The sequence below is a fragment of the Zhongshania sp. genome (genome assembly GCF_029212375.1).
Lineage (GTDB): Bacteria > Pseudomonadota > Gammaproteobacteria > Pseudomonadales > Spongiibacteraceae > Spongiibacter.
This window is the reverse complement of the sequence record NZ_JARGNU010000011.1, coordinates 79,822-92,344: the sequence shown is the minus strand read 5'-3', so window position 1 is coordinate 92,344 and position 12,523 is coordinate 79,822. Positions and strand designations below refer to the sequence as shown.

The 12,523-nt window shown below is 46.2% G+C and carries 10 protein-coding genes; 7 read left to right on the top strand and 3 right to left on the bottom strand.

Annotated elements, in window-relative coordinates; genetic code table 11:
• Positions 1-12: 12 nt before the first annotated feature.
• Positions 13-1,197: an NO-inducible flavohemoprotein gene (hmpA, locus tag P1U47_RS12410; protein ID WP_301029305.1), complete on the top strand. Its 1,185-nt coding sequence runs from the start codon at positions 13-15 to the stop codon at positions 1,195-1,197.
• Positions 1,198-1,335: 138 nt separating this feature from the next.
• On the top strand, positions 1,336-1,944 hold the full coding sequence (locus P1U47_RS12405; protein ID WP_301029304.1) for an outer membrane beta-barrel protein: 609 nt from the start codon (positions 1,336-1,338) through the stop codon (positions 1,942-1,944).
• A gap of 9 nt (positions 1,945-1,953) precedes the next feature.
• On the opposite strand, the gene P1U47_RS12400 is transcribed toward P1U47_RS12405, so the two are convergent.
• The 3 genes from P1U47_RS12400 to P1U47_RS12390 form a co-directional block, all read right to left on the bottom strand.
• Positions 1,954-2,454, bottom strand: a complete 501-nt coding sequence (locus tag P1U47_RS12400) for an outer membrane protein transport protein (protein ID WP_301029303.1) — start codon at positions 2,452-2,454, stop codon at positions 1,954-1,956.
• 70 nt (positions 2,455-2,524) lie between these two features.
• Positions 2,525-3,361 (bottom strand): outer membrane protein transport protein, encoded by an 837-nt coding sequence (locus P1U47_RS12395; protein WP_301029302.1) that lies wholly within the window; start codon positions 3,359-3,361, stop codon positions 2,525-2,527.
• A 385-nt stretch (positions 3,362-3,746) separates the two neighbouring features.
• Positions 3,747-4,460 (bottom strand): MerR family transcriptional regulator, encoded by a 714-nt coding sequence (locus P1U47_RS12390; RefSeq protein ID WP_301029300.1) that lies wholly within the window; start codon positions 4,458-4,460, stop codon positions 3,747-3,749.
• A 340-nt stretch (positions 4,461-4,800) separates the two neighbouring features.
• Between P1U47_RS12390 and P1U47_RS12385 the strand changes: the two genes are divergently transcribed.
• The 5 genes from P1U47_RS12385 (at position 4,801) to P1U47_RS12365 (ending at position 12,512) form a co-directional block, all read left to right on the top strand.
• Positions 4,801-5,952, top strand: coding sequence for an IS4 family transposase (locus tag P1U47_RS12385; protein WP_301029298.1), 1,152 nt, complete (start codon positions 4,801-4,803; stop codon positions 5,950-5,952).
• Between the two features lie 107 nt (positions 5,953-6,059).
• The gene (locus P1U47_RS12380; protein ID WP_301029297.1) at positions 6,060-8,429 is read left to right on the top strand and encodes a TonB-dependent receptor; all 2,370 of its coding nucleotides are present in this window, start codon (positions 6,060-6,062) and stop codon (positions 8,427-8,429) included.
• A gap of 135 nt (positions 8,430-8,564) precedes the next feature.
• Positions 8,565-9,287, top strand: coding sequence for a hypothetical protein (locus tag P1U47_RS12375; protein WP_301029296.1), 723 nt, complete (start codon positions 8,565-8,567; stop codon positions 9,285-9,287).
• 286 nt (positions 9,288-9,573) lie between these two features.
• On the top strand, positions 9,574-10,578 hold the full coding sequence (locus P1U47_RS12370) for a response regulator transcription factor (RefSeq protein ID WP_301029294.1): 1,005 nt from the start codon (positions 9,574-9,576) through the stop codon (positions 10,576-10,578).
• A gap of 635 nt (positions 10,579-11,213) precedes the next feature.
• The gene (locus P1U47_RS12365; protein ID WP_301029293.1) at positions 11,214-12,512 is read left to right on the top strand and encodes a cytochrome P450; all 1,299 of its coding nucleotides are present in this window, start codon (positions 11,214-11,216) and stop codon (positions 12,510-12,512) included.
• Positions 12,513-12,523: the final 11 nt, after the last annotated feature.

The window sequence follows — 12,523 nt, the reverse complement described above, 5'->3', positions numbered from 1 at the left end:
GGAGAGCGCTCAATGTTGTCACAACACAGTAAAGATTTGGTTAAAGCTTCGCTACCTGCAGTCGGCCCCAAGGTTGATGAAATCACTGCGGTTTTTTACCCGCTGATGTTTAACCGCTACCCCGCGGTTAAAGCCTATTTTAATCAGGCCCACCAAGTTCAAGGTACCCAGCCCAGAGCGTTAGCCAATGCCGTTGTCGCCTACGCGAGTAATCTGGATCGGCTCGAGGTATTGGGTGATGCGGTGGCTTTAATCGTCCAAAAGCATGTGGCACTAAATATATTGCCGGAGCATTACCCCATTGTTGGCGAGTGTTTGTTGGCGGCCATTAAAGAAGTATTGGGTGATGTGGCCAGCGACGAAATAATTGCCGCATGGGCAGAGGCCTATCAGCAGCTTGCAGACTTATTGATTGGTGCCGAAGAGCAAGTTTATCAGCACAATGAGCAGCGTAATGGTGGCTGGCGCGGAGAGCGTGAGTTTGTATTGGTGGATAAACAGAAAGAGAGTGATGTTATTACTTCCTTTTATTTCTCGCCTGTTGATGGCAAGGCCATTTGCAGCTACTTGCCAGGGCAATACATTACTATTATCACCGACGTTAACGGTGAGGCGGTGCGCAGAAATTACAGCTTGTCTGATCAACCTGGTAACGACTATTACCGCATCAGCGTAAAGCGCGAGCCAAACGGTGTGGTCTCTAATGCGCTGCAAGACAATCTTAATAAAGGCGATATTGTTAAGTTAACGCCACCTGCAGGCAGCTTTACGCTTAACAGCGAAGCGCGCCCTTTAGTATTGTTAACTGGTGGCGTGGGTATAACGCCAGCGATGAGTATGCTGAATCCGGCGCTTACGGCGGGGCGCGAAGTGCATTTTATTCACGCGGCAATGAATGGCAAGCATCACGCCTTTAAGCAGAAGGTCGATGAGCTGGCCGAAGGCAATGACAAGCTCAAGGTGAGTTACTGTTATGAAAAGCCAGAGGCCGGTGATAAGCCGCATTTTGAAGGTCAGATTAATCACGCGCTGTTAACTAATTTACTGCCGGTAGATCGCAATGTAGATGTATATTTGTTGGGGCCTAAGGGGTTTATGGTTGCTGCCTACAGCGCATTGAAAGATCTAGAGGTGCCGGTGGCTAATATTCAATATGAATTTTTTGGTCCATTAGAAGCCCTCGATTCGGCGGCGTGATATTGCAGCTAGCTCGGTATGTATAAAAGGTGCTTTATTTTTAAAGCACCTTAACTTACGTGTAAAAATATAAGGTAGGCATTCGCCGCAATGGAGTAAACTACGGTCCAATTTTTGATCCTACATGGACGGTAGCTAATGAATAAAATCGCATTTTTTCTCTTATCACTTACCCTAGCGTTAGCCACAACGCCAGTTTTGGCCGAGGGCGCTAGCTCGCTTCTTGACGATGGCACCAAAGCTGACTTTATTGTGACTGCAGGGTACACCAGCGGGGGTGATGATTTAATTGATGTGGAGTATGAGCGCGGTGGTAAGGATAAGATAACGGCGGGAGGTGAAATCCTCCTTGGTGTCGGTGTTGTGTTTTTGAGCAACGAAAATTTTGAGCTGCAATTAGCGGCAAACTATCATTTTGATGATGTTTCTGCGGAAAATGGCGATGCCAGCTTTGAGCGCTATCCCATAGATGTTTTGATATTTCGTCGCGCCGACAGGCATCGCTTTGGTGGCGGTTTAACTATGCATTTATCGCCCAGTGCTGAAATTGACATTGACGGCACGGGGCGTGAGACCGTTAATTTTGAAACAGCATATGGCGCCGTTTTAGAATACGACTACCAAGTGCTGAGCAAAGTTTGGCTTGGGCTGCGCTACACGCATATTTCATACGCGGTCGATAGTATCTTTAGGAATTCCGATATTGACGGAAGCAATTTTGGCCTAACAGTAAACTTTCGTTTTTGAGGCTCACCCTTAGAGCGCAACTCGATATGAAATAACCGGCGTTACTTGGTAATTCCGGCCTTTTATGGGCGGGATGCTCGCAATATCGTTGCCAGGATTGTGCACTGGAGGCGTCCACGCGTAGGTACAGCCAAGCGTGAATTCATGTTGCGATTGCCAAAGGTAGCTAGCATTGGCAACGAGGTGGTTGCGGGTTAGTGTTGGAAACGTGCCGCTAAAATTGTTGTCTTTAACCAGTTGCTGCACTGCGTGGGACGCGCCCCCGCGAAAGGTCCATTGATCGTTGGGCGACCACTCCGTTCCGAGCGTTACAGAAGTAATATTATTAAAGCCCAGTGGCAGTACTGCGTTTAACGCCTGCCCATTGAAAAGCCCGCCTTCGGCCCGATAGGAAAAGCGGGCATCGCCCAGCATATTTTTCCAATAGGTTCTGCGCAGGTCAGCGACCACGGCTAAGCTTGGTGTCGCTTGGTGAGACACGCCAACAACAAATGCCGCGGGCAATTGCATATCTTCAAACCGGCCTTGGCCATCTACAGGGATTTGATTATTTAAAATATCGACAGCCGTCAGCCGACCTTTACCCCTTGTCGGTTAACCGAGTTTCGAACTCATAGGCCAGAGCAACACTCGTTTGCGGGCTCATTTGCCATGAGGCGCCGAGTCTGCCGCCAATTCCCCAGCCCGACAGTCCGCCGGCGATCGGATGATCGTTAACGAAATTAAGATGCACACCGGCAAGCGTGGGAAGAGCGCCTACTATGGTGGCCAGTCCACCAGAGGCGCGGTCTTGCTGAACCAGCATTTTTACTTGTTTAGCGTCGTAGAGCGTTGCGACATTAATGCCTAAATTAACAATATCCAAGGCCGCACCTAGGCGGACGGTCGCGGTTGGCTGCCAAGCGAATGCGATTGGGATTCGCAGCGCCGTTAAGCGCGCAGAAGTTTCAAGGCCAGTGGCAACATTGCCGGTACTGGTTGTAGACAGAAAGGAGTCGCGACCGTATTCAATGCCAAAGCCCGCGGCTGCGAAAATACCCACGCCAAACGCCCAGTCGTCACCGCGGTAGCTGTAGGCTACTTCTGGTAAATCGTAGGGGCCGCGATTATTTCCTAACTTCGCGGTGCGCACAATTTCATGAGTCTGCTCGTTGCGAACATTAATGTCGGGACGTATCTCAGACACTTGCATCATGAGCTCGTGGCCTGGCTTGTTGGATAGAAGCTCAGCTGGATTTAAAATTATGGCCGCCGCGCCGGTAGCGTGGGCGACACCACCGCCTGCAAACCCACGGGAAACAGGGCCAAAGCCCTCTATTCTGCCTAATTCAACGGCAACACTTGCACAGCTGACACCAGCGGAAACGAGAAATGTCAGCAACCGCTTAGCGGTGGCATCGCGAGTTGTTTTATTCATTGTAATATCCATGCAAGCAGGGCAGAGCCCTAAACTAAATAGTGTTGGCAATAGCGCAGAGGGTGTGTGCTAGTACTAAAGGCGTTGACTTATTTTTATAAAACGATAATGAAAGCCATATTTCTAATAGTGCAGTTTTTTAATGCCGTTGTGAGATGTTTGTGCAATACGATGCCTGTTAAAGGGGGCGTATAATGCAAATTTTGTTAGCATGCGTATAAGTTATACGCAAACAAGAATCGTGTCAAGGCGAGTGTTTGATTGGCAAACGGACGTTGTGCTGTAGGTCTAATTACGTGGTTGCGCTGTGCTAAGCCTCGGCCTAAGAGCCGAGGCTTTTACGTGGAAAAGCGTATTTAATAGCGTTCTTGAATGCTTGCGTGCCCTATTTCTTAGTTTTGACCGACGATGTGTTAAGTGATTTTAGATCATTTATCACCGTTTTTAAGCGAATAATACCGACGAAGCCAATCATATGAGTAAGCGCAGCTTGCGCCATGTCTGCAGTGGGGTCCTCGGCCTTTTTGCCGGAAAGTGTGCGCAAAAAAACATTTAATTCGCGGTGGGCTAGCGCCTCTCCTGCTTCAAGGTGCATTTTACAAACGGTTGGCGAAAACCCCGCCTCTTCGGTAAAACCTGCCTCGCGCATTTTTGACCAAATACTTATTAATTGGGCGTCAATCGTACTTACGTGTGCCTTGCCGCGATATTGAATAATGTCTAGGGCGCCAATACTCGCTAAGACCTCGGCATCACTTTCTGCGTAGTCGTTACTCTTTTGTAGCGCGGCTAAAGACACCAGCCGTTGTTCAACCCCAGCTCTGGACTCGATGAGGCTGTCTAAGTGTGGAAATGCATTAATAGCATCGGCTGGGAGTGCAGTATTGTCCCCTTCAATTGCGCGCTTTATAAGTGGTAGGGATAGGCGCTTTTCTTTCTGAAGGTGGCGAACGGTGAGTATGCTGCGTACGTGATCTTCATTATATAGGGCAACGTTCGGCTTGGGGCGCTCGGGCTCAGGGATGAGGCCGTGGCGCAAATACACCCGTATAGTTTCGCGATTGACGCCGGTACGATTTTCAAGATCCCGCATTTTCATTCTAACTGGACTCGTTTGAGTAACTGACTGAATTAACAGGAAGTTTAGTCTCTATGTGCGTGTATTCTACACGTATTTTGGTGGCTTAAGGAAGATCGAATGAATTGGCATTTATTTATGCGTTTACACAATACGCATTTTTACGTAATGTTGTTACGTAGTTTGGTGGTGGCAAATAATAATTTAGCACCGCCGAGAGGTGTCTATTAGTTAAAAGGCAGTGAACACATATAATTTAACACTGCTGTCCCGTTAAGGAGAAATAAAAAAGCCTGATTCCACCACAATTGATACAATGAGATTGTCTATAAAACACTGTATTAATAGAGGGAACCAGGCCATGGCACATTGTAATACCATTCTTTCACAAATACTAAAACTTGTTCCGAGACATGAATTTGAGACCCTTGCCAAACAACACCATTCAGGCAACTCCTTTCGTACAGCCTCCCGTTGGTCGCAGTTCGTGTCACTGACGATGGCTCAATTGTCTGGGAGAAACAGCTTGCGTGACATCGTTGATAATATGTCGGCGCAAATGCATCGACTCTACCACTTGGGCAGCGCCAAACTATCGCGATCCAACCTGTCGCGCATCAATGAAGACAAACCCTATGCCTTGTATGAAGCGTTGTTTGGAAAGCTGTTAACGCGTTGCCAAGGCGTGGCGCCTGATCATAATTTCAAGTTTAACCACCCCTTGTATTCGCTGGATGCCTCGACTATCGACTTGTGCTTGTCTGCGTTCCCCTGGGCTGATTTTCGCACCACTAAGGCTGCGGTTAAGTTGCACGTCGGCTTGAACCATGCCGGTTATTTACCGGAGTTTGTGACCATTACGGAGGGAAAGAAACACGATGTGACCGTGGGTCGCATGCTCAACTTCCCTAAAGGGAGCATGGTTGCCATTGATAAGGCGTACAATGATTATGCTTGGTATAAGCAATTGACAGACAAGGATATTTTCTTCGTTACCCGGCTTAAGAACAATGCAAAATACCGTATTATTGATCGTCGATCCGTGTTGAAAAACAAAGGCTTAACGTGTGATCAAACGATAGAATTCACCGGCCCTCAAGTCTCTAAAAAGTGTCCGGTTCAGTTACGGCGGGTAGGCTATAAAGACGCGGATACGGGTAAACACTATGTGTTTTTAACGAACAATTTCAAGCTAGCCGCCAAGACGATTGCCGATATCTACAAAGCTCGGTGGCATGTCGAGTTGTTCTTTAAATGGATAAAACAAAACCTGAAAATCAAATCGTTTGTTGGCACGAGCAAGAATGCCGTGATGACTCAAATATGGATAGCCATGTGCGTTTATCTGCTCATTGCATTTCTTGCGTTTCAGTCAGGGCTTGCAAAAAGTATGCAGCAGATATTACGGCTACTGCAGCTTAATTTGTTTGATAAACGTGACCTGATGGCTCTCTTAAGGGGAGACCCATCTAATGACAGGCTACCCGATATCAATCAGTTGAAGCTCATATGAAAGTTAACGGGACAGCAGTGATAATTTAATAATAATTTTTTGAGAGCTAATTCGATATTTTCGGATTTAAGCGCCTCCAAAAAATAAATTAGAAAGGAAGAGTCTAGATGCGTGTCAAGTTAATTTCTTGCCTGATTGCAGGTGCCTTGGTTGCTCCGTCAGTAGGATTTTCGGCGGAGGAAGATGCTACAAAGACAAAAAAGAGATCTGCGAATAGGCTGCTAGAAGAGGTTGTGGTTACTGCTCAGAAGCGCGAGGAGAGCTCTCAAGACGTACCAATATCAATCTCGGCGTTCAGCGGGGAGAAATTGGAGGCGTTTGGTATCGAAACGACTCACGATCTTCAGAAAATAACGCCAGGGCTCACGTTTACCTACATTTATGGCTACACCATGATTTATCTGCGTGGTATTGGCAGTGAGGCGTTTCTCCCTAATGCCGACCCTGCCATTACAACGTATATCGATGGTATTAATATTGTACACGCCCATGGTAAGCAAGATGCGCTGGGGCCAGTTGAGCGAGTAGAGGTACTAAAGGGGCCGCAGGGTACGCTGTTTGGTCGAAATGCTGTTGGGGGCGCGATTAGCATTGTATCTAAAAAGGCTCCAGCCGAAGGGTATGCTGGATCGTTTACTGTAAATAGCGGTAATTATAATACTAAATCTTACCAATTGTACTTGGCATCTCATCTTACGGATTCGGTGAGCTATACATTGGCAGGTTTTGACGACCGTCATGATAACTACGATTACAACGTGCTTAATGGTCAAGAGGAAAAAGGTTGGAAGAAAGATTACACTACCGGCGGCCGATTGAAGTTAACCTGGGATGTAACGGATACCTTTAGTGTCACAGGTATTGGCTCATACACTAATCAGTTTATAGGTGGGAATCTTCGGAATGAGAATTCCAGGCCTTCAATGGTGTTTGGTATTGGTGCGACGCCAGATCAGCCAGATCGAGTTACTCATAATAATATCGAAGGCGGTAGTGGCTCAATTACAACCTTATATGGCGCCGTAGCGGAATGGAGCCCTGGGCCTGTTGATGTTAAGTTTTTGTATTCCGATCAAGAGTCCCATACTGATTGGGCTTTTCTTGACTACGATGGGACTGAAGAGGATCGCGCGCGTTTCTGGACGTATTACCAGTTCAGTCAGCAAAAAACGTATGAGCTCCAAGTAACATCGAACGAAAATACATGGATGTCTGACAATCTAGAGTGGGCGGCTGGTTTATATCGGGTTGAGGCGGAAGGTGGATTCGACCCATTATTCTTCTCTATAAGCCCAGAGCTAGTTACGGGAGCGCTTCTTAACCAACTACCTGATTTGGTATCAAACTTATTGCCGTCGCTAAATAAATTGACGTTGGAATCGGCCGGGATTATCAGTGCGGTTGCAGACTCAGCTTATGCTCAGGGCACTTGGAGTTTCAACTCGGCGTTTAACATGACCTTAGGTATACGCTACCAAGATGAGACAAGAGGGGTTGCAGGTAATTACTTAGATGTCGTTAATACATTGTTTGGTGATCCGGGTGCTGAGTACTATCAAAATCATGATCGCAGGGAATTAAACACGCGGATTCTTGAGTTTAGTCCGCCAGATATCAACGAAAAAACGTGGGCGCCGCGTTTGGCTTTTCAGTATTTTGTTAACGACTCGATCCAGCTGTATACGTCAGCGTCGCGAGCGTACCAGAGTCCAACGTATAACCTCGTAAACTTTTTTAGTGCGCCAGATCTGGTAGAAAAAGCAACCACTACAGCTTATGAATTAGGATTTAAATCCGATCTTTTCGATGGAACCGTACGCTTAAATGGTGCGGTATTTAAAACGATTACGGAGGATCCTATTTCATCGATCGTTTCCTTAACGTCGGGTGGGGTGGTTAGATTTATAAATGCTGGTGAGTCGCAGGTTGAGGGTGCCGAGTTTGATTTTGTATGGCAGCCAATGCCAGATTGGAATCCGGGCTTAGCGTTAACCGGTGGTGGTACCTACCTTGATGCAATATACACCGAGTTTACCAACGGTGCGGGGTACGATGAAGATACCGGCCTTTACTTTGGTAACGACAACCCTCTTGGTGATACGGCTAGGGATTTCTCGGGCAATCAAGTGCCTAGAACACCTAAGTGGAGTTCTAGCGTTTCCATTAACCAGTATCTAGAGCTGGGTGATTATGGTGCATTGGAAGGAGGTTTAGATTATTCCTATAAGGGTGATTATTACTTTACCCCGCAAAACTCACCGTATTTTGTGCAGCCTGGCTATGAATTGTGGAGTGCGAGACTTTCTTGGATTTACGAACCTTGGGGCGTAACGGTAACCGGATATGTTAATAATATTAAAGGTGAAGATTACTATGCGACCATGTTGGAAAATGATTTTGGTCGTCTAACAAACTTGGCTCCTCCGAAGCTCTATGGTCTGAAATTGAAGTGGGACTTCGATGCAGTGATTAACTAAAGCAATCCGTCGTACTTCGACAAATCGACATGGATAAAATATTAGTTGTGGAATAAGTCACATATCATTTCGATACATAACGTATATTTATAGCCGCGATATGATGTGTTTTACAATAAATAGGATGTAATAATCATGAAAAAATCATTAGCAACAATGTTAATATCTATTGCGGCAAGCACCGTTAATGCCCAGAGCTCGCAAATGACGTTGCCGATTCCTGCAAGTATTTTGCCAATAGGTGGCTTAGATTTAGCTCCGGTGTCTAGGTTGCTATTTGACTATACGGGTGGTCTTCCGTCGTTGCCAGGTTTACCGCTATTACCAGGTGGGGATGTCGATTTTTTAATAGCTGCCGTTCCTTATTTTATTGTTCCAGACGGCCTTTTAAAACTCGACGGGGTGCTGCCTACAGATATTCCGGCGCTCTCTGGACCTATCCATAGTTTGCTCGGAGCTGGTGGAGAATACGGAGCAGGAGGTGAATCTGTCTTAGACCTAGGGTTGGATGGCTTACACTTGGTGGACTTGAATAATGCGGTGGGATTACTTGGTGATCTTGGTACTAATCTAGAGACTATAGGCATTCTTCCGTTGCTAGAGGTGTCGGTATTTAATATTTTTGATGGCGGCCCGTTGACAGAAGATGGTATTCCGGTAATTGGTGTGTTGCTGACGGATAACGGCCTTCCGTTGTTGAATGATGGGGTCCAGTCTCTATTGGGTGATAACGGTTTGCAATTGCCGACTGGTGGTTTAGGGGCTTTCGGTGATATTGGCTTATCTTCTGTGGGCGGACTGTCAGGGCTGGGAGGTAGTGATTTTCAGTTGCTCGGAATACTGGGTGGCTTACGTTAGTTCCACGCCTGATCGATTTTAATACTTGGATTTATTGTTTGAGTTAATTTTCTCCCTATTCTTCTACCCTTATTGCGCGGTTATTATCGCGCTTTTTTGTACTCTTCGTTCATGGAAATAAAGTGTTTAGCGTGATTCTGTTTTTGAATTAAAGGAACGCTAAGAAAGGTAGTGGTGAGTAATACATAATCGAACTACGATAATTTCTGAAAAATGATACCCGCAGTGCTAAATGATTACGCTGTGACAGAAATTGAATGGTCTACCGACTTTCAGGACAACAACAATGTATCTAGTTCGATCTGGTGCTGTCGAAGGGTTTGATGCACTCGTTCGTAAGTTAGGGAGTAACCCGACTTGCATTAAACAAAATACTGGGCTCAGGCCTATCCAGTTTCGTGACCCAAATAGCTTTTTGGCCTTAAGTAAACTCGCGCATTTATTAGAAGCGGCATCACGCAGTTGTAATGCACCTTTATTTGGTGCATTGCTGGCGGATCATCAGGATTGGCATGTCTTGGGTGAGCTACCGATCAATATCTGTCAAGAACCGACGGTAGAAGACGCAATACTCAAGTTTGCTAGAATTCTATTCCTACATGCGGGTGGCATAGAGATTGTTGTCATTCCTAAGCGACAGCAAACCCAAATTCAGTTTCGCTATCTCAATAATAATAACGAAGACATGGCGCAGCTTTATCAATTATCGCTAGGACAATTGACACATATCTTTATCAGTCTTTCCGGGTCAGAGGGCGGAGTGTTAAGTCTCCATCTTAAACAGAAATGGCCAGAATCGGATCAGATATTTTCCCGAAAAATATTTTCTACCATCCAGTTTTCAAGCACCTTTGACGGGATATCTGTGAATTCTGCCGTTCTAAAAATAAAGCCACGTCCCGATGAAGATATGATTAAACAGCACTTTGATAATTATCTTCATCACTTAAAAAATAATTTTCCCAATAGTATTAGCGATCAACTTAAATCCCTAATAGGGCGCATGCTGGCGTCGAGTGAATGCACTTTAAATAATATTGCACAGGCGCTAGATCTTCACCCCCGAGAATTACAGCGACGACTGCAAGATGAAGGAACATCATATATAACACTAATGCACGAGACTAGAGAAAAAATTGCCAAGGAATATCTAGAAAAAAGCGATATTACGATAACCAATTTGGCCTTAAACCTTGGCTTTGCCGAAACGGCTTCCTTTACTAGAACTTTTCGAATGTGGACGGGTTTGTCACCAAAAGCGTGGCGCTATCAACAACGGAAAAAAAGCTAAGGTACGCTATTTAATTCAGCGAATAGACTCGGTTCATAAACAATTAGCAGCATCTCGACGCCAAATACAGCGGCATTCGCGACCGCTCAGGGGGTGTTCGGCCCCGACCCACAAGCCGTTTCCCCCTCGATCCCTGCCGGATTCTTCTGGATTTTGGCGCCGGTTAACGTCGCTGGAACAAGCTATTTTCCATGTTTGCGCAGATGCTAACAGCACTATTTGGAACAAGCGCTGCGCTTAGCTCGTGGTGTCTCGCCATAATGGCAGGGCACTAGCTTGCTGGCGTTTCATAAGTGTCGATGCGCTATAGGTCTGTTAATGTCGATCGACATCCAGATAAGTTAATGTATTTTGGAGTGGGGATGCCTCAGGGGTAGAGCTCATTTTGCAATTAGATCACTCATTAATTTAGTGGCTTAGCGATTTTTTATTAATTAGATGGAGACTGAAATAAACAAATCAAAAAAATGCGTTGACTGTATACGCAAAAAAACGTAATGTTAGTACGTGATTTGGTTTGAGAGCAATAATAATGGAACTATCCTGTACTTGCCGACTGGCGAGTTGATTGCGCTTATCCACGCTTTTGCTGTTCGTCAAACGGCGAATACTTATCGATTTCGGAGAGGTGTTTAATGAGTATCCCTAAAATTCCCGTGGAGTTAGTTGCTCCTATCTACAACCCGAAGACATTTGGCGATCGCGACCAAGTTAGGCGAATTTTTAAAACCTTGCGTGATGAATATCCGGTCGCAATTGCAGAGGTTCCTGGCTACGACCCGCACTGGATTATTACGCGTTTTGAAGATGTTCGGGAGATTACTCGGCGCGACGATATATTTTTAAACGCGCAACGTTCGAAAACGTTAGCGTCGTTGGTGGCAGAGCGCATGATGCGGGAATACAGTGGCGGCAAACCGCATATATTCCAAACTTTGGTGCATATGGATGAGCCCATGCACAAGGATTACCGCGCTGTTACCGCGAATATGTTTATGCCGCAAGAAATAGCCAAGCTAACGGATACAGTAAGTAAGACCGCGAAAAAGTGGGTTGCGCGCATGCTTGAGATGGGGCCTGAATTCGATTTTGCTGAAGAAATTGCGTTTCAGTATCCGCTGGAAGTGGTGTGTAACATGATCGGTATTCCTGAGCCCGACCATCAAATGCATCTTCGTTTAACGCAATGGATGTTTACCTACGCAGATCCCGATTTATGCCGCCCTGGTGCCGACCCTTCTGATCCAGAAGAAATAATTCGCACCTGGGATCTTGCCTATAACGAATGGCGGGATTACTTCATGGAGCTGGTGGGTGATCGTCGCAAAAATCCACGAGACGACATGGCGTCTGTGGTTGCTAATGGTGAGGTTTATGGTGAGCCCATGGAAGAGCGCGCGATGATTTCGTATCTGATCATCGCCGCTAGTGCTGGCCACGACAGCACAGCGGCTACCACCGCTCATTCTATGTGGCAGTTGGCAAAAAATCCTGAAATATTACCTCAGCTTAAGGCGGACCCTGCGCTGATCAAGAGTTTTGTTGAAGAGTCTATTCGCTGGGCTAGCCCTGTGCAGCAATTTACGCGTTCGGCGGCAGAAGACTACCCCTTCCACGATCAAGTAATTAAGAAGGGAGATATGGTTTACCTGTCATTTGTTGGTGCAAATTTTGATGAGCGCAATATAGATAATCCTGATGTATTCGATCCCACACGCTGGCCGAATCGTCATCTCGGCTTTGGTTATGGAAGTCATATTTGTCTTGGTCAGCATTTGGCGCGTTTGGAAATGGTCAAATTTTGGCAGGAGCTTATTCCTCACCTTGAGTCTGTCGAGTTTACAGGTGAGCCGGTCATGGCGGAATCTGAGTTTGTTTGCGGCCCTAAGTCGGTACCCGTGCGCGTAAAATTTTCTAATAAAAAGGCAGCATAGGAAGCGTGGCT